At 71.9% G+C, this 18,108-nt stretch carries 18 protein-coding genes and 1 pseudogene; 16 read left to right on the forward strand and 3 right to left on the reverse strand.

The annotated features are described in order from the left end of the window. Positions 1-358: 358 nt before the first annotated feature. Together NON19_RS14435 and NON19_RS14440 are read left to right on the forward strand one after the other, a co-directional pair. Positions 359-1,609, forward strand: coding sequence for a GAF domain-containing protein (locus NON19_RS14435; protein WP_372514132.1), 1,251 nt, complete (start codon positions 359-361; stop codon positions 1,607-1,609). Positions 1,610-1,625: 16 nt separating this feature from the next. After that, positions 1,626-2,495 (forward strand): Fpg/Nei family DNA glycosylase, encoded by an 870-nt coding sequence (locus NON19_RS14440; RefSeq protein WP_255928031.1) that lies wholly within the window; start codon positions 1,626-1,628, stop codon positions 2,493-2,495. A 13-nt stretch (positions 2,496-2,508) separates the two neighbouring features. Here NON19_RS14440 and NON19_RS14445 read toward each other — a convergent pair whose 3' ends face one another. Beyond that, positions 2,509-3,936, reverse strand: coding sequence for an amino acid permease (locus NON19_RS14445; protein WP_255928033.1), 1,428 nt, complete (start codon positions 3,934-3,936; stop codon positions 2,509-2,511). A 171-nt stretch (positions 3,937-4,107) separates the two neighbouring features. Then, positions 4,108-4,851, reverse strand: a complete 744-nt coding sequence (locus NON19_RS14450; RefSeq protein WP_255928035.1) for a hypothetical protein — start codon at positions 4,849-4,851, stop codon at positions 4,108-4,110. A 323-nt stretch (positions 4,852-5,174) separates the two neighbouring features. On the opposite strand from NON19_RS14450, the gene NON19_RS14455 reads away from it, so the two are divergent. The 14 genes and pseudogenes from NON19_RS14455 to NON19_RS14515 all read left to right on the forward strand — a co-directional run bounded on the left by NON19_RS14455 (position 5,175) and on the right by NON19_RS14515 (position 17,235). Then, on the forward strand, positions 5,175-5,858 hold the full coding sequence (locus NON19_RS14455; RefSeq protein ID WP_372514133.1) for a class F sortase: 684 nt from the start codon (positions 5,175-5,177) through the stop codon (positions 5,856-5,858). A 178-nt stretch (positions 5,859-6,036) separates the two neighbouring features. Next, entirely contained in the window at positions 6,037-6,609 is a 573-nt protein-coding gene (locus NON19_RS14460; RefSeq protein WP_255928037.1) for a GNAT family N-acetyltransferase, read from the forward strand. Positions 6,610-6,702: 93 nt separating this feature from the next. Then, positions 6,703-6,786, forward strand: coding sequence for a putative leader peptide (locus NON19_RS33690; protein ID WP_372514136.1), 84 nt, complete (start codon positions 6,703-6,705; stop codon positions 6,784-6,786). 134 nt (positions 6,787-6,920) lie between these two features. Beyond that, a complete protein-coding gene (locus tag NON19_RS14465; RefSeq protein WP_255928085.1) occupies positions 6,921-8,618 on the forward strand; it encodes a nitrite/sulfite reductase in 1,698 nt (565 codons plus the stop codon). Beyond that, entirely contained in the window at positions 8,615-8,797 is a 183-nt protein-coding gene (locus NON19_RS14470) for a hypothetical protein (protein WP_255928039.1), read from the forward strand. Before NON19_RS14465 ends, NON19_RS14470 begins: the two co-directional genes overlap by 4 nt. Continuing rightward, positions 8,794-9,504, forward strand: coding sequence for a phosphoadenylyl-sulfate reductase (locus NON19_RS14475; RefSeq protein WP_255928041.1), 711 nt, complete (start codon positions 8,794-8,796; stop codon positions 9,502-9,504). The genes NON19_RS14470 and NON19_RS14475 overlap by 4 nt, the downstream gene beginning before the upstream one ends. Beyond that, positions 9,486-10,061 (forward strand): annotated as a pseudogene (gene cysC, locus NON19_RS14480) (adenylyl-sulfate kinase); the annotation flags it as partial. The gene NON19_RS14475 and the pseudogene cysC, both read left to right, overlap by 19 nt. 92 nt (positions 10,062-10,153) lie before the next feature. Further along, entirely contained in the window at positions 10,154-11,089 is a 936-nt protein-coding gene (gene cysD, locus NON19_RS14485) for a sulfate adenylyltransferase subunit CysD (protein WP_255928043.1), read from the forward strand. Between the two features lie 2 nt (positions 11,090-11,091). Beyond that, entirely contained in the window at positions 11,092-12,426 is a 1,335-nt protein-coding gene (locus tag NON19_RS14490) for a sulfate adenylyltransferase subunit 1 (protein ID WP_255928045.1), read from the forward strand. 267 nt (positions 12,427-12,693) lie between these two features. Next, positions 12,694-13,758: an aliphatic sulfonate ABC transporter substrate-binding protein gene (locus NON19_RS14495; RefSeq protein ID WP_255928047.1), complete on the forward strand. Its 1,065-nt coding sequence runs from the start codon at positions 12,694-12,696 to the stop codon at positions 13,756-13,758. Positions 13,759-13,791: 33 nt separating this feature from the next. Then, complete coding sequence (locus NON19_RS14500) at positions 13,792-14,586, forward strand: ABC transporter ATP-binding protein (protein WP_255928049.1); 795 nt, start codon at positions 13,792-13,794, stop codon at positions 14,584-14,586. After that, positions 14,573-15,475 carry an ABC transporter permease gene (locus tag NON19_RS14505; protein ID WP_255928051.1) on the forward strand — a complete coding sequence of 301 codons (903 nt, stop codon included), beginning with the start codon at positions 14,573-14,575 and terminating at the stop codon, positions 15,473-15,475. The genes NON19_RS14500 and NON19_RS14505 overlap by 14 nt, the downstream gene beginning before the upstream one ends. Next, the gene (locus NON19_RS14510; RefSeq protein WP_255928052.1) at positions 15,475-16,209 is read left to right on the forward strand and encodes a sirohydrochlorin chelatase; all 735 of its coding nucleotides are present in this window, start codon (positions 15,475-15,477) and stop codon (positions 16,207-16,209) included. The genes NON19_RS14505 and NON19_RS14510 overlap by 1 nt, the downstream gene beginning before the upstream one ends. Before the next feature lie 159 nt (positions 16,210-16,368). Continuing rightward, on the forward strand, positions 16,369-17,235 hold the full coding sequence (locus tag NON19_RS14515; protein ID WP_255928053.1) for a phosphotransferase enzyme family protein: 867 nt from the start codon (positions 16,369-16,371) through the stop codon (positions 17,233-17,235). Between the two features lie 157 nt (positions 17,236-17,392). Here NON19_RS14515 and NON19_RS14520 read toward each other — a convergent pair whose 3' ends face one another. Next, on the reverse strand, positions 17,393-18,094 hold the full coding sequence (locus tag NON19_RS14520) for a 3'-5' exonuclease (RefSeq protein ID WP_255928054.1): 702 nt from the start codon (positions 18,092-18,094) through the stop codon (positions 17,393-17,395). Positions 18,095-18,108: the final 14 nt, after the last annotated feature.

Below are 18,108 nucleotides of genomic sequence, written 5' to 3' on the forward strand. Positions count from 1 at the left end.
GTGGCCGCGCGGGGGTGCGCCCGGGGCCTGCCTCAAACAGCCGGGGGCGCCCGCAAAGGCGTGCTCCTCGCCGGGCGGCTATGCGGACCCACCCGGTCTGGGAGGGCTGATGTGGAGGTGGGGACGCACGGGTGGTGCCGCGCCGACTCGGCACCACCCTGGCGTCGACCGGTTGCCCCAGGGGGGAGGGGGCGACAGGTCTGACTCCGGGCCACTCTCCGGCAGACCGCGCCCCGGCGGCAACCGTTGCAGAACGTTGCAACTCTTTTCCGCATCCCCGGCGCGGCCCACCACCGGGACGGCACCATAAAGGGCAACGCGGAAGGGCACGGGGGCCGACAGCTCGGAGAGACCGCACGTGAACCAGCAGCCAGCAGACCCGGTGGTACTCGCTCAGCCGCCCGACGCGGCACTGACCCCACGCCAACCCATAGCCCCGCCAAGGCCGTTGATCGGCGACTCCTGGCAGCGGGTGCTGCGCACCGCGGTCGACCCGGACCGCGTCCAGCACACCGGTTTCCTGCCGCTGGACGAGATCGAGCACCGCAGAAGGACCTCTCCGCTCGGCGACGTACTGCCGACGCTGCGGGACTCGCTGCGGTCGATCGCCGAGTCCGACTGCCACCTCGTGGTGGTCACCGACGCCGACGGCCGGGTGCTGTGGCGGGCCGGAAGCCAGGCGATGCGACGCAGCGCGGACCGCTTGGAGCTGGTCGAGGGCGCCGCGTGGGCGGAGGACGTGGCGGGCACGAACGGCATCGGCACCGCACTGGTGACCCGGCGCCCGGTGCAGGTGCACTCCACGGAGCACTACGTCCGCGCCCTGCACCAGCTGACCTGCGCCGCCGCGCCACTGCACGATCCGCGCGACGGCCGACTGCTCGGCGCGGTGGACGTGACCTGCCCCGCCGCCACCACGCACCCCGCGACCCTGGCCCTGGTCAGCGCGGTCGCCCGGGTCGCCGAGGGTGAACTGCGCATCCGGCACTGGGAGTCGGTGGAGCGGCTGCGGTCGGCCGCGGCACCGGTGCTGGCCCGGCTGGACGGCCAGGCGGTGGCCGTGGACCGGGACGGCTGGACCGCGGCGATCACCGGGCTGCCGCCGATGGACCGGGTGGCGCTGCCCGACGCGCCCGTGGCGGGCGAGGCGTGGTTGCCGTCGCTGGGCCAGTGCGTGCTGGAGCCGCTGCCGGGCGGCTGGCTGGTGCGGGTCGGCCCGGCGCCCAGGCGGGAGGCCGCCGCGCCGAGCCGGGTCATCCTGGATCTGACCTGCGCCCGGTCCTGGACGGTCACCGTCAGCGGCCCGTCCGGCAGTTGGTCGCAGCGGCTCAGTCCGCGCCACGCCGAGCTGCTGTTCGCCCTCGCCGTGCGGCGGGACGGCAGCAGCGCCGCCCAGTTGGCGGCCGACCTGTTCGGCGACGCCACCCGTGAGGTCACCGTACGGGCCGAACTGTCCCGGCTGCGGCGGCACTTGGCGGGCGTACTGGCGCACCGCCCGTACCGCTTCACGGACGAAATCGCGGTGGAAGTGCGGCGCCCCGCCGACCCGTTGGACCTGCTGCCGTTCTCCACCGCCCCGGTGGTCCGGGCGGCCCGCGTTCCGCGCTGAGTGGCAGACTGGCGGTATGCCCGAGTTGCCGGAGGTCGAGGCGCTCGCCGGGTTCCTCGGCGAGCGCCTGACCGGGCGCGTGGTGGAGCGGGTGTACCCGGTGTCCGTACAGGTGCTCAAGACGTACGACCCGCCGCTGACCAGCCTGGAGGGCCGTACCCTCACCGGTGCCAGGCGGCTTGGGAAGTTCCTCGACATCGCGGCCGACGACGGCACCCATCTGGTGGTCCATCTGGCCAGGACGGGCTGGCTGCGCTGGTCGGACCGGCTTCCGGACGCGCCGCCGCGCCCGGGCAAGGGGCCGCTGGCACTGCGGCTGCGGCTGGCGCAGCCGTCGGGCTCGGGCTTCGACCTGACCGAGGCCGGTACCCACAAGCGGCTCGCCGTGTACTGCGTACGCGACCCGGCCGACGTACCGGGCATCGCCCGGCTGGGGCCGGATCCGCTCGACGCGGCGTTCACCGTGGACGTCTTCGCGGGGCTGCTGGCGGGTGAGCGGCGGCAGATCAAGGGCGTGCTGCGGGACCAGTCGGTGATCGCCGGGGTCGGCAACGCGTACTCCGACGAGGTGCTGCACGCCGCCCGGATGTCCCCGTTCAAGATCGCCGCGACGCTGGACGAGGCGGCGGTGGGCGCGCTGTACGAGGCGCTGCGCGGTACGTTGCGCGATGCGGTGGAGCGCTCGCGGGGGCTGGTGGCGGGCGAGTTGAAGGCTGAGAAGAAGAGCGGTCTGCGGGTACACGGCCGTACCGGCGAGCCCTGCCCGGTCTGCGGCGACACGGTGCGTGAGGTGTCGTACCGCGACTCGTCGCTCCAGTACTGCCCGACCTGCCAGACCGACGGCAGGCCACTGGCCGACCGGCGGCTGTCCCGGCTGCTGAAGTGAGCGCTCGGTCGGTCTACGGCGTGCGGGCCAGCTCCGAGCGCCGGTAGGAGTACCCGAAGTAGATGGCGAGCCCCACCAGGAACCAGACCGCGAAGCGCACCCAGGTCTGCCAGTGCAGAAAGGTGATCAGCCACACCGAGAACAGCGCGCCGATCCCCGGCACCACCGGCATCGCGGGGCAGCGGAACGAGCGCGGCAGTTCGGGCCGCCGGTAGCGCAGCACGATCACCGCGACGCAGACCACCACGAACGCCAGCAGGATGCCGATGTTGGTCAGCTCGGCCGCGGTACCGATGGGCACGAACCCGGCGATGGCCGCCGACGCCACACCGACGATCCAGGTCACCCTGGTCGGCACGTGCCGCGTCGGATGGGTGCGCGCGAACCCCTTCGGCAGCAGCCCGTCCCGGCTCATCGAGTACCAGACCCGGGTGACTCCCAACATGAACGTGAACATGACGGTCAGGATGCCGATGATCGCCCCCACCGCGACCACGTTGGCGATGCCGTTGAGTCCGACCGACTTGAACGCGCCGGAGAAACCGCTCTCCTTGTCGATGTCCCGGTAGCTCTGCATTCCGGTCAGCACCAGGCAGGCCAGTACGTACAGCACCATCGAGGCAGCCAGCGAGTAGACGATCGCCTTCGGCATGTGGCGCTGGGCGTCTTGCGACTCCTCCGCCGCCGTGCTCATGGCGTCGTAGCCGAAGACGGCGAAGAAGACGGTGGCCGCGCCGGTGAACGTACCCGCCACGCCGTAGGGGAAGAACGGGTGGTAGTGGGCGGTGTCGATGTGGAAGAAACCGACGGCGATGACCAGCAGCACCACCACGACCTTGATGCCGACGACCGTGGTCTCGAAGCGCGCCGCGCTGCGGATGCCGAGGGTGAGCAGATAGGCGATCAGCAGGCAGAGCACGGCGGCGAACAGGTCGACCCGGTGGCCGCGCCCGGTGCCGGGGGCGCCGAGCAGCCACGCCGGAAGCCTCATCCCGGCCTGGCTGAGCAGGAAGTCGAAGTACCCGGAGATGCCGATGGCCACCACCGCGACGATCGCGGTGTACTCGAGCAGCAGGTCCCAGCCGATGAACCAGCCCACGATCTCCCCGAGCACCGCGTACCCGTAGGTGTAGGCGGAGCCCGCCCTGGGGATCAGCCCGGCGAACTCCGCGTAGCTCAACGCCGCGGCCGCGCTGGCGACACCGGCGATGAGGAACGAGATCACGACGGCCGGTCCCGCCGTGCCGTTGGCCACGGTGCCCGCGAGGGTGAAGATCCCGGCGCCGATGATGCCGCCGATGCCGATGGCGGTGAGCTGCCATAGACCCAGGCTGCGGTTGAGCCGTCCCCCGGTGGCCGTGGCCTCGTCGTCCTCGATGCGCTCGATCGCCTCGACCGGCTTGCGGCGCAGTACGCCCTGTCCGCTCCGGAGAACGGCCATGGTCATGTCCTCTCCGCCGACGCGCCGACAGCGGCCCATCATCGCCGACCCCGCACAGCCGCGGAAGACGGCGCCCCGCCTGACGCGCCGTCGGATCCCTCCGGCGGACACGCGTGTCCGCCCCCGCGCGGCTACCGGTTGCGGGGGCGGACCGTACTGGGTGCGGGGGCGTCAGTACTTCGAACCCGCGCGACGGCGGACGAGGTAGACCCCGCCGCCGGTGACCGCCGCCGCCAGCAGCGTGGCGCCGAGCGCGGCCTGGACCGTGTTGACGCCGTCGTGGCTGCCGCCGAGGCCGGTCTTGGCGCCCTTGGTCAGCGGGCCGCTGCTCGGGGCCGCACCGGGGGCCATGCCCGGCGCCGTGTTCGGGCCCATGCTCGGGGCCGTGGTCGGGGCCGCCGCCATGCCCTCGCCGCCCTTGCTCATCGCGCGGCTCCTGGCGCCCTTGACCAGCGCGCCGAGCTTGCGGGCCACGCCCCTCGGCGGGTCGCCCTTGACGGCGATGTCGCCGACGGTGAAGTCACCACCGGTGATGGACTTGCCGGCGCAGGTGGCGGTGACCTTGTAGGCACCGTTCTTGGCGGTGGGAAGTACCTTCACCGTGGCGACCGAGGAGCCCTGGTTGATCCCCTTGAGCGGGGTACGCGAGAACACGCTGGACTCGACGACGGCGTTGTAGGGCCTGCCGCTGCCGCGACATGAGGTGCCGGCGACGGTGATGGTCAGCGTCCCACCGGGCCTGACGTCGCTGGGCGTGACGGTGATGTTGTTCGAGACGGAGTTCGAGCCGTAGCTCGGGGCGGAGCTCGAGGCGGACGGGGTCGCGGGACCAGCCGCCGCCGCGGCGAGCGGGGCGGCCAGGCCGAGGGCGGCGCCAGCGGCGGCGGTGGCTGCGAGGGCACGAGTGACGATCATGGTGATCCTCCGTTGGACGCGCCTGGGGCGAGGCGCCCCGGGATCGGCTGGAGCGCGTCCACGTCCGAGACTCACCCGGCCTTTATGCGCCCGCATCCGCGCGGCCCGTCGGGGCCAGCGCCACGAGCCCCGCCGGGGAGCGAGTTGAGCCGGTAACGCCGCAGGTCACACGGGATCGAAAACGGGTTCCTGACGTTCACTCGGACGGCGGTTACCCCATCGGCGTAGCGCGGACCGCGACCCGCCACCCGTTCGCCCGTCAGATCTCGCCGGGCGGGCGGACCGCGACTAGCGTGCCGCACAGCGAGGCTTCAGGAGGAGGCATGCCGCACATACCCCGCGCACCGGAGCCGACGCCCCGTCAGGCCGGATCGGTCACCCGCCGCCGACGGCGCGGCGGCCCGGTCCCGCCCGTCGCGATGGCCGCGGCCGCGCTGCTCGGCGGATACCTGATCCACGACGGCACCACGGCCCAGGGCGGCCCGCCGCGCCCGGCCTCCGCGGACTCGACCGCCACCCCGGTGCCGTCCAGCGGCGACCCGGCACCGCTGCCGTTCGCCGCGCCGTCCCGGATCAGCATCCCGGCGATCAGGGTGAACGCCCCGGTGATGCGGGTCGGCCGGGACAACGACGGCGGGGTCGGCGTCCCGCCGCCGGCGGACAAGAACCTCGCCGCCTGGTACGGCGGCGGCCCCGCGCCCGGGCAGCGCGGCACCGCGGTGATGGACGGCCATGTGGACAACAAGGCGGGACCCGCCGTCTTCTACAACCTCGGCGCACTGCACCGCGGCGACCACGTCGAGGTGACCCGCGCCGACGGCAGGACGGCGGTCTTCACCGTCTACGGCATAGAGCTGTTCGCCAAGAGCGCCTTCCCCGCCAAGCGCGTCTACGACGACACCGGCCGCCCGGAACTGCGGGTCATCACCTGCGGCGGCGCGTTCTCCCGGCGCACGGGGTACGCCGGGAACGTGGTGGTCTTCGCTCGGCTGACCGGCACGCGGTAGGCCGCTTCGGCGGCTCTCGGTCGGCCGCGGCCGGTCGGGCCAGTGCCGGTACCGGTCCGCGTGGCGGCCCGGCGTCCGCGTGGCGGCCCGGCGTTCGCGTGGCGGTCGGCGTCCGCGCCGCGGCGGCGCGCACCCCCGGCCGAGCGGCGCGCGGGCGGATCGTGGTTGGCTGGGCCGCATGCGCATCGCCGTGACCACCTGGTCCCTGGAGCAGACCTCCGCCGCCGACCTGCGCCCGGCCGCCGAGCCGGATCCGCGGGCCGGGGTCCGGGTCGTGCGGGCCGAGGTGCCGAGCCCGGCGTTCAGCCGGTTCCTCTACACCGCGGTCGGTGCGGACGTCTCCTGGACCGACCGGCTGGGCTGGAACCAGGCACGGTGGCGGGAGTACCTGGAACGGCCGGGCGTGGAGACCTGGGTGGCGTTCGAGCGGGGAACGCCCGCGGGCTACCTGGAGTTGGAGGGACAGGACGAAGGCCGGGTGGAGATCGTCTACTTCGGCCTGCTGCCGGAGTTCCGCGGTCGGCGGATCGGCGGCCATCTGCTGTCGTACGGCACGGCGCGGGCCTGGGACCTGGCGGAGCGCTGGCCGCACCGGGCGCCCACGAAGCGGGTCTGGCTGCACACCTGCAGCCTGGACGGGCCGCACGCGTTGGCCAACTACGAGCGGCGCGGCTTCCGGGTCTTCGAGACGGTGACCGGCGAGGAGGACAAGCCGGCCATCGAGGGTCCATGGCCCGGCGCGGAACGGTGACCCGCAACACACTCGTCTCGGCATACAAGACCAGCGCGTCCATATTCTGGATAATGGTGGACTCCTCCAAGAGCGGCATGCCACGCTTCGGTCATGTCTCGCGCTGGAACCGCCTTGGTAGGTCGACTGCACGTCGACCTCGGCCGCATGTCCAGCGCCATCTGTCCGGCGAGCTGACCGTCCAGCGCCGACCGTTCCACGCTCCGTCGTCGCCGCGGCCGCACGGGTGCCCACCACCCCAGTAAACACAGGTCAGGTGGGGTCCTCGGCCACGTCGGCTACCTTGTCCCCGCTTGAAGGACCGCATCGCCATGGCCAGCAATCCGCCCTCCGCATCCGCCGCACCGTCCCGCCGCAAGGCTGGCCGCCACCGCGGCGAGGGACAGTGGGCCGTCGGCCACTTCACACCGCTCAACGGCAACGAGCAGGTGAAGAAGGACGACGACGGTCTCAATGTGCGGACACGCATTGAGACGATCTACGCCCACCGCGGCTTCGACTCCATCGACCCGGCGGACCTGCGCGGACGGATGCGCTGGTGGGGGCTGTACACCCAGCGCAAGCCCGGCATCGACGGCGGCAAGACCGCGGTCCTGGAGCCGGAGGAGCTGGACGACAAGTACTTCATGATGCGGGTGCGCATCGACGGTGGACGGCTGACCGTCGCCCAACTGCGCGCCATCGGCGAGGTGTCCGAGCAGTACGCGCGCGGCACCGCCGACATCACCGACCGGCAGAACATCCAGCTGCACTGGGTGCGCATCGAGGACGTACCGGCGATCTGGCAGAAGCTGGAGGCCGTCGGCCTGTCGACCACCGAGGCGTGCGGCGACTGCCCCCGGGTGATCATCGGCTCCCCGGTGGCGGGCATCGCGGCCGACGAGATCATCGACGGCACGCCCGCGGTCGAGGAGATCCACCGCCGGTACATCGGCAACAAGGACTTCTCCAACCTGCCGCGGAAGTTCAAGACCGCCGTCTCCGGATCGCCCGTGCAGGACGTGGTGCACGAGATCAACGACGTCGCGTTCGTCGGCGTCGTCCACCCCGAGCACGGCCCCGGCTTCGACCTGTGGGTCGGCGGCGGGCTGTCCACCAACCCGCGGCTCGCCGAACGCCTCGGGGCCTGGGTGCCGTTGGACGAGGTGGCCGATGTGTGGGCGGGTGTCACCGGGATCTTCCGCGACTACGGCTACCGGCGCCTGCGCAACCGGGCCCGGCTGAAGTACCTGATGGCCGACTGGGGCCCGGAGAAGTTCCGCCAGGTGCTGGAGGACGAATACCTGCGGCGCAAGCTCGTCGACGGCCCGGCGCCGCCGCAGCCCAGCAGCCGCTGGCGGGACCACATCGGCGTGCACCGGCAGAAGGACGGCCGCTACTACGTCGGATTCGCCCCACGCGTCGGCCGGGTGGACGGCGCGACCCTGACGAAGGTCGCCGAACTGGCCGCCGCGCACGGTTCGGACCGGCTTGCCACCACCGTCGAGCAGAAGATGATCGTCCTCGACGTGGCACAGGACCAGGTCGACTCACTGGTCGCCGGGCTTGAGGCGCTGGACTTCCAGGTGAACCCCTCGCCGTTCAGGCGCGGGACCATGGCCTGCACCGGCATCGAGTTCTGCAAGCTGGCGATCGTGGAGACCAAGGCGCGCGGCGCCTCGCTCATCGACGAACTGGAGCGCCGCCTGCCGGACTTCACCGAGCCCATCGCCATCAACCTCAACGGCTGCCCCAACGCCTGCGCCCGCATCCAGACCGCCGACATCGGGCTCAAGGGCCAGTTGGTACTCAACGACAAGGGCGAGCAGGTCGAGGGCTTCCAGGTGCACCTGGGCGGCGCACTCGGCCTGGAGCCCGGCTTCGGCCGCAAGGTGCGCGGGCTGAAGGTCACCGCCGAGGAACTGCCCGACTACGTCGAGCGGGTGCTGCGCCGCTTCCAGGCCGGACGCGCGGACGGCGAGCGCTTCGCCACCTGGGCCGCCAGGGCCAGTGAGGAGGAGCTGTCATGAGCGAGCGAGCGGCGCCGTTCTACTGCCCGTACTGCGGCGACGAGGACCTGCGGCCCTCCGAGGAGGGGCATGGCGCATGGGAGTGCGGTGCGTGCAACCGGGCCTTCAGGCTGTCCTTCATCGGACTGCTGGCCAAGGGGCTGAGCCGGGCCAACACCCGAGGGGACAGCAGAACATGACGGAGCATCACATAACCGAGAGCGAGGCGGAACTCCAGGCGCTGGCCGAGCGGGCGGGCCGCGAGCTGGAGGACGCGGACGCGCTGGACATCCTGCGCTGGGCGGCGGACACCTTCGGCCCACGCTGGTGCGTCACCTCCTCCATGGAGGACGCGGTGGTGGCCCATCTGGCCTCCCGGGTCTCCCCCGGCGTCGACGTGGTCTTCCTCGACACCGGCTACCACTTCCCGGAGACCATCGGCACCCGCGACGCGGTGGCCGCGGTGCTGGACGTGAACGTCATCACCCTCACACCACGCCAGACCGTCGCCGAGCAGGACGCCGAGTACGGCTCGAAGCTGCACGACCGGGACCCCGATCTGTGCTGCGCGCTGCGCAAGGTCAAGCCGCTGGAGGAAGGACTGCGGGACTACCGCGCCTGGGCCACCGGACTGCGCCGCGACGAGTCGCCGACCCGGGCGGGCACCCCGGTCGTCGGCTGGGACACCAAGCGTCGCAAGGTCAAGATCTCCCCCATCGCCCGCTGGACGCAGGCGGACGTCGACCAGTACATCGCCGAACACGGCGTGCTCACCAACCCGTTGCTGACCGACGGCTACGCCTCCATCGGCTGCGCGCCGTGCACCCGGCGGGTGCTGGCGGGAGAGGACGCCCGGGCGGGCCGCTGGGCGGGCCGGGCGAAGACGGAATGCGGGCTGCACGGATGACGGACCACGAGGAGACCACGGTGACGGACCTGGGCGCCACGATCTGGCTCACCGGTCTGCCGAGCGCGGGCAAGACCACCATCGCCCGCGCGTTGGCGGCCACGCTGCGCGACGGCGGGCACCGGGTGGAGGTGCTGGACGGTGACGAGATCCGCGAGTTCCTCTCCGCCGGGCTCGGATTCAGCCGCGAGGACCGGCACACCAATGTGCAACGCATCGGTTTCGTCGCCGAGTTGCTGGCGTCGAACGGGGTGAAGGTGCTGGTTCCGGTGATCGCGCCGTACGCGGACAGCCGGGAGGCGGTGCGCAAGCGGCACGAGCAGAACGGCACCAGGTACCTGGAGGTGCATGTGGCGACACCGGTCGAGGTGTGCTCGGCGCGCGATGTGAAGGGCCTGTACGCCAAGCAGGCGGCGGGTGAGATCTCGGGGCTGACGGGGGTGGACGACCCGTACGAGGTGCCCACTACCCCTGACCTGAGGATCGAGACCGACGGCCGCACGGTCCAGGAGTCGGCTGCCGCGCTGCACGCGCTGCTGGCGGAGAGGGAGTTGGCGAGCGACGCACTCGTGGCCGCCGGGCCGCAGTCGACGTCGATAGGCGCGCCTCTGCGCCGCGAGGGCGGACAAGCGAGCGGAAGGAGCACAGCGTGACGACGGTGACCGAAACCGCTGAGGGGACCGACAACCCGTACGCGCTGTCGCACCTGGACGCTTTGGAGTCCGAGGCGGTGCACATCTTCCGTGAGGTGGCGGGGGAGTTCGAGCGGCCGGTGATCTTGTTCTCCGGCGGCAAGGACTCGATCGTGATGCTGCATCTGGCGCTGAAGGCGTTCGCTCCGGCGCCGGTGCCGTTCGGGCTGCTGCACGTGGACACCGGGCACAACTTCCCCGAGGTGCTGGCCTATCGGGACCGCACGGTGGCCCAGCACAACCTGCGCCTGCACGTGGCCAGGGTGCAGGACTACATCGACGACGGCAGGCTGCGTGAGCGGCCCGACGGCACGCGTAACCCGTTGCAGACCGTTCCGCTGCTGGACGCGATCGGTGAGGGCCGCTACGACGCGGTGTTCGGCGGTGGGCGCCGGGACGAGGAGAAGGCCCGGGCCAAGGAGCGGGTGTTCAGCCTGCGCGACGAGTTCGGGGCGTGGGATCCGCGGCGCCAGCGGCCGGAGTTGTGGCAGTTGTACAACGGCCGCCACGCGCCGGGCGAGCATGTGCGGGTCTTCCCGTTGTCGAACTGGACCGAGTTGGACGTGTGGCAGTACATCGCCCGTGAGGGCATCGAGCTGCCGCAGATCTACTACGCGCACGAGCGTGAGGTGTTCTCCCGCAACGGGATGTGGCTGACAGCGGGCGAGTGGGGCGGCCCGAAGCCGGACGAGCCGGTCGAGCTGCGGCAGGTGCGCTACCGCACGGTCGGTGACATGTCGTGCACGGGCGCGGTGGATTCGGACGCGGTGACGATCGAGCAGGTCATCGCGGAGATCGCCACCTCCCGGTTGACCGAGCGGGGCGCGACGCGCGCCGACGACAAGCTGTCCGAGGCGGCGATGGAAGACCGCAAGCGCGAGGGGTACTTCTGACCATGAGCACCACCACCGAGGAGTTGGCGGCCACCTCACTGCTGCGGTTCGCCACCGCCGGATCCGTGGACGACGGGAAGTCCACGCTGGTCGGCCGGTTGCTGCACGACTCGAAGTCCGTGCTGGCCGACCAGTTGGAGGCGGTCGAGCACGCGTCCAGGCGGCGTGGCCAACAGGCGCCGGATCTGGCCTTGTTGACCGACGGGCTGCGGGCGGAGCGGGAGCAGGGCATCACCATCGATGTCGCCTACCGCTACTTCGCCACGCCCCGGCGGCGGTTCATCCTGGCCGACACCCCGGGGCACGTGCAGTACACCCGGAACATGGTCACCGGCGCGTCCACCGCCGAGTTGACCATCGTGCTGGTCGACGCGCGCAACGGCGTGGTCGAGCAGACCCGCCGCCATGCCGCCGTGGCAGCGCTGCTGCGCGTCCCCCATGTCGTGCTGGCGGTCAACAAGATGGACCTGGTCGAGTACGCCGAGCCGGTCTTCGCCAAGATCGCCGAGGAGTTCACCGCGTACGCCGCGGCGCTGGGCGTGCCGGAGGTCACCGCGATCCCGATCTCGGCGCTGAACGGCGACAACGTGGTGACCCCGTCCGCGCACATGGACTGGTACGGCGGCCCGACCATCCTGGAACACCTGGAGACCGTCCCCGTCGGCACCGACCCCACCGGGGCACCGGCCCGCTTCCCGGTCCAGTACGTCATCCGCCCCCAGACCGCCGAGCACCCCGACTACCGCGGCTACGCGGGCCAGATCAGCTCCGGAGTGCTGCGCGTCGGCGACCAGGTCACCGTGCTGCCGTCGGGGGCCACCAGCACCATCACCGGCATCGACGCCCTGGGCGAGCCGGTGGACGTGGCCTGGGCGCCGCAGTCGGTGACCGTGCTGCTCGCCGACGACCTCGACATCTCCCGCGGCGACCTGATCGCCCCCACCGCCACCGCGCCCGCGGTGACGCAGGACATCACGGCCACCGCCTGCCATCTGCACGAACGCCCACTGCGGGTGGGCGAGCGGGTGCTGCTCAAGCACGGCACCCGTACCGTCAAGGCGATCGTGAAGGGGCTGCCGTACCGGATCAACCTCACCGCCGGACTGGCCCATGAGGCCGAACCCGGCGAACTGTCCGCCAACGACATCGGCGCGGTGGTGCTGCGCACCGCGCAGCCACTGCCGCTGGACGCCTACGCCGACTCCCGGCTGACCGGCTCGTTCCTGCTGATCGACCCGGCCGACGGCACCACACTGACCGCCGGAATGGTCGGGGAGGCGTTCGCCGCCGAGGCGGAGGCCGACTCCACGGTAGATGACGATGGCTGGGACTTCTGATGGCGACCGAGGCTTACTCCGGCTTCGCCAAGGAGGGCGGCCGCGTCGGCAGCGGAACGCTGGGCAGCGGCCGGGGCGGAGAGCCGCGATGTGCCCGATGACGCACCGCCGCACCGCGTACTCCCATCCCCCCGCACCACCACCCGCCGACCCGGGGCCGCCCTGACGGGCGCGCCAGATCCCGGGCCTACGAGAGGAACCCCTCCCGTGACAGCCGACCGCCCGCCGCGCACCCATCGTCCGCCGCACACCTTCACAACCCGGCCCGTGACCGCCGCCGTCGCGGGGCTGCTGCTCCTAGCCCTTTCGGCCTGCGGCTACGGCTCCCAGAAGACCGACACCGCGGCCCCGGCCGCCAACCCGGGCGGTAAGAAGCTGTCCGCCGACTCGGTGACGATCGGCTACTTCGCCAACATCACCCATGCCACCCCGCTGGTCGGCCTGCAACAGGGGCTGTTCCAGAAGGCGTTGGGCGGCACCCGGATCAAGACCCAGGTGTTCAACGCCGGTCCGTCGGAGATCGAGGCGCTGAACGCGGGCGCGATCGACATCGGCTGGCTCGGGCCGTCGCCTGCGATCAACGGCTATGTGAAGTCGCACGGCCAGGACCTGAAGATCATCGCGGGTTCGGCGTCAGGCGGTGTCTCCCTGGTGGTCAACCCGAACAAGATCAAGAGCCTGGACGATCTGAAGGGCAAGCGGATCGCCAGCCCGCAGCTGGGCAACACCCAGGACGTGGCGCTGCTGAACTACCTGGCGTCCAAGGGGTTCAAGGAGGACCCGCAGACCGGCAAGGGTGACGTCACCGTCGAGCGGATCGACAACAAGACCACCCCGATCGCCTTCCAGCAGGGCCAGATCGACGGTGCCTGGGTTCCCGAGCCCACCGCCTCGCAACTGGTCGCCAAGGGGGCCAGGACGCTGCTGGACGAGAAGACGCTGTGGAAGAACGGCCAGTTCGTGATCACCAATGTGGTGGTCTCGCAGAAGTTCCTCAAGGAACACCCCGACGTGGTCGAGGCCGTACTGCGCGGATCGGTGGACACCAACGCCTGGATCAAGGCCAACCCCGCCCAGGCCGCGCAGGCCGCCAACGCCCAGTTGCAGAAGCTGTCCGGCAAGCCGCTGCCCGCAGGCGTACTCAACACGGCGTTCAAGAACGTCGAGGTCACCGACGACCCGCTGGCCGACACGCTGCGCGAGGAAGCCGACCACGCCGTACAGGCCGGACTGCTCACCTCGCCCGACCTGCACGGCATCTACGACCTCACGCTGCTGAACAAGGTCCTCAAGGCCGAGGGCAGGCCCTCGGTCTCCGACGCCGGTCTGTAGCCGCTCCCCCCTTACCGCCAGGAGGTGACACCCATGGCGACTGAAGTCACCGAGCAGCCCGTCCAACAGGACTCCGGCGTCCGCTACGCGGCCCGTCTCGACCAGGTCTCCAAGTCGTTCGGCCGTCCCGGTACCCAGCAGCACGTGCTGGACGGCATCACCCTCGATGTCGCGCCCGGAGAGTTCGTCTGCCTGCTGGGCGCCTCCGGCTGCGGCAAGTCGACCCTGCTCAACCTGGTCGCCGGTCTCGACCGGCCGTCCAGCGGAAGCATCCAAACGCCCGGCGGGCGGCCCGCGTTGATGTTCCAGGAACACGCCCTGTTCCCCTGGCTCACCGCGGGCCGCAACATCGAACTCGCCCTACGGCTGCGCGGCGTGCCCCGTGCCGAGCGGCGGGAGCGCGCCGAAGGGCTGCTGGAACTCGTCCGCCTGAAGGGCGCGCACGGCAAGCGGGTGCACGAACTGTCCGGCGGCATGCGCCAGCGCGTGGCGATGGCCCGCGCCCTGGCCCAGGACAGCCAACTGCTGCTGATGGACGAGCCGTTCGCCGCCCTGGACGCCATCACCCGCGACGTGCTGCACGAGGAGCTGACCCGGATCTGGGCCGAGACAGGCGTCTCGGTGCTGTTCGTCACCCACAATGTGCGCGAGGCGGTACGGCTCGGCCAGCGGGTCATCCTGCTCTCCTCCCGGCCCGGCCGAATAGCCCGCGAATGGACGGTCGACATACCGCAGCCGCGCCGCATCGAGGACGCCGCGGTCGCCGACCTGTCCGTGGAGATCACCGAACAGCTACGGGGGGAGATCCGCCGCCATGGCCAGCACTGAAACCAGGCCCGAGAGCAGGCCCGCCACCAAACCGGACCTCGCCGGTCTGGAAGCGGGCCTGGACGCACTGGAGACGCCCACCACCGCCAAGACCCCGGTCGGCCAACTCCTGCGCGACAAGGCACTCCCGCCGGTCGCCGCCATCGCACTGGTGCTGGCGCTGTGGCAGCTCGCCTACCACTTCCAGCTCAAGCCGCACTACCAACTCCCCAGCCCCGGCGACGTCTTCGGCTCGCTGCACACCATGTGGCTGCAGGGCACGCTGCTCGGCTACGTGTGGACCTCCGTCTCCCGCGGCGCGCTGGGCTTCCTCACCTCCGTGGTGATCGGCACCCCCCTGGGCCTGCTGGTGGCCCGCGTCGCACCGGTACGGGCCGCGATCGGACCGATCCTGTCCGGGCTGCAGTCCATGCCCTCGGTCGCCTGGGTACCGGCCGCCATCATCTGGTTCGGCCTGAACGACTCCACCATCTACGCCGTCGTACTGCTCGGCGCGGTGCCGTCCATCGCCAACGGACTGGTCTCCGGCATCGACCAGGTCCCCCCGCTGTTCCTACGCGCCGGACGCACCATCGGCGCCACCGGACCGCGCGGCGTACGGCACGTCCTGCTACCCGCCGCACTGCCCGGCTACCTCGCAGGACTCAAGCAGGGCTGGGCGTTCTCCTGGCGCTCCCTGATGGCCGCGGAGATCATCGCCACCTCCCCCGACCTCGGCGCCGGACTCGGCCAACTCCTGGAGAACGCCCGCACCAACGCCGACATGCCCGGAGTGCTCGCCGCGATCCTGCTCATCCTCATCGTCGGCATCGGCATCGAGTTGCTGCTCTTCCGGCCGGTCGAACGCCGGGTGCTGCGCGGCCGGGGGCTGCTGGCGGGGACGCGCTGATGGCTCCCGTCCTCCTCGTCATCGCCCACGGCAGTCGCGATCCCCGGCACGCCGCGACGGTGCACGCGCTCTGCGAGCGGGTGCGGGCCTCGCGCCCGGCGCTGCGGGTGGAGACGGGCTTCCTCGAACACTGTGCCCCACGGGTTCCCCAGGTCATCGAGCGGTTGGCGGCCGAGGGCGTGCGGGAGGTCGTGGCGCTGCCACTGCTGTTGACCCGGGCGTTCCACGCGAAGACGGATATCCCGGCGGTGCTGCGGGAGGCTGCCGCACGGCACGTCGGTGTGGCGGTTCGGCAGGCCGATGTGCTGGGGCCGTCCCCGCTGCTCACCGCCGCCATGGAGCGCCGGTTGGCCGAGGCGGGGGTGGGCGGTGCCGAACGGGGTTCCACCGGGCTGGTGTTGGCGTCGGCCGGGTCGTCGGACCCGGAGGCGCGGACGCTGATCGCTGGGATCGCACGGGAGTGGGAGCGCACGGGGTGGGCCGCCGTACGGCCCGCGGACCCCTCCTCCACCTCGGACGCGGTGGCGGAACTGCGGGCCGGGGGGGTGCCGCGAGTCGCCGTGGTGCCGTACGTCCTCGCCCCCGGGGTGCTGCCGGACCGGATCGACCGGGGGGCGGCCGATGCGGATGCCCTGGCGTCCGTCCTCGGGGACGCGCCCGAGGTGGCGCGGCTGGTCCTGCGGCGGTACGCGGCTTGTGCGGGCGGTTTCTCCGCGGTGCGGCAGGTTGCCTGAGTCCGCGCCGCCGCAAGGATCACCGGCCAGCCGGATGGGGCCACCCCATCCGGCCCCATACTGTCTGTGCACGAACTCCGTTACGGGGTACGGAGAACCACAGGGCCGCCGGGACCATCCCGGCGGCCCTTCGTCAGCGACGCGCGACCCCGGAGGGACATGTTCACCGAGCAGCAAGCCAGGACCGTACTGGCGGCGGCGGGCCACCCCGACGCACCGGAGGCGGCCGAGCTACTGGCCCTCGGGGAGAACGCCGTGTTCGCCGTGAACGACGTGGTCGTCAAGATCGGCCGAGAGGCCGCCCTGCTGGACCGCGCGGAGCGCGAAGTCCGCACCGCCCAGTGGCTGAACGAACACCGCGTCCCCACCGTGCGCCCGGCGCACCCCCACGCGCGCCTGGTGAACGGCCATCCGCTCACCCACTGGCACCGGCTGCCCGAACCGGTCCGCCAGCCCACCACGGCCGACCTCGCCGAACTGCTGCGCGCCGTCCACGCGCTGCCGCGGCCGGAAGAACTCCCGCTGCCGCGCCGCGAGTTGCTGGACGGTGTGGAGCGCTGGCTGCGGTTGGCCGGAGAGGCCATCGACCCCGCGGACGCGGCGTTCCTGCGCCACCGCCGCGACGAACTCGCCGCGCGGGTCGCCGAGTTGCGACCGCATCTGGCCCCAGGCCCGATCCACGGCGACGCGCTGCCGCGCAACGTACTGGTCGGCCCGCACGGGCCGGTGCTGGTCGACCTGGAGACCTTCTCCAGCGATCTGCGCGAGCACGATCTCGTCGTGCTCGCCCTGCACCGGGACCGCTACGGCCTCAACCCGGCGCGGTACGCGGAGTTCACCGAACGGTACGGCTGGGACGTACGCGAGTGGGACGGCTGCGCCGTGCTGCGCGGCGCCCGGGAGACGGCGAGTTGCGCATGGGTGGCCCAGCACGCGCCCGGCAACCCCGCCGCCCTCGCGGAGTTCCGCCGCCGGGTGGCATCGCTGCGGGAGGGCGATGAGACGGTGCGCTGGTACTCGTTCTAGTCCAGTCCAAGCGGGTCGGGCGAAGTCCGCTGGGGTCAGGTAGCGCCCTGAAGGGGCGCGGGTCTGTGTTCATGTACGGCTCCGCCGCGTGGGCGCGACCAGCCACAACGGCGCCGCAGACGATCGACGCCACATCACCGCACTCCCAGCGGAGCGCTCAGCCCGGCTGTCCGCCGGCCCGCAGCGGCCAGCGGCCGTCCACCACCGCTTCCCGTTCGCGCTGCCGCAGCCAGCGCTGGTAGCCCTCGGCCCACTCGCCGTACCAGACCACCTGGCGGCGGTGCAGCTCCCACGGTTCGGTGGCGGCTATTCGCGGATGCCGCTCGGCGAGCGCGCAGGCGACCCGGACCGCGGCCAGCGCGTCCGCGCCCGCCTCGTGTGCGCCGTCGAGCCGTACCCCGTACTCCTGGCAGGCGGCCTGCAACGTACGGGAGCCCTTGCGGTAGGGATCGACCGCCCGGTCCACGGTGAGCGGGTCGAGCACCGGTCCCACATCCTGGCCGAGCGGCGGCAGCCCGTGCCGGGTCAACTCGGCGGCCAGCACGCTGAGGTCGTAACTGGCGTTGTACGCCACCACCGGCACCCCGTCCGCCCAGTACCCGGCGAGCGCCTCGGCTATCTCGGCGACCGCCTCCCGGGCCGGGCGCCCGGCGGAGCGTGCCCGCTCGGTGGTGATGCCGTGGATCCGGGCGGCGTCCGGCGGTATCGGCACCCCGGGATCGACCAGCCAGGACCGGTGCGCCACCGGCTCGCCCGCCTTGGCCTCGGTGACGGCGGCCGTGACGATCCGCGCCGTCGCCGGATCCGTGCCCGTGGTCTCCAGATCGAATCCCACGAGCGGTTCCGTGTGCCACCCCATGCCGAGCACCCCTC

The organism is Streptantibioticus rubrisoli (assembly GCF_024436055.1).
Lineage (GTDB): Bacteria > Actinomycetota > Actinomycetes > Streptomycetales > Streptomycetaceae > Streptantibioticus_A > Streptantibioticus_A rubrisoli.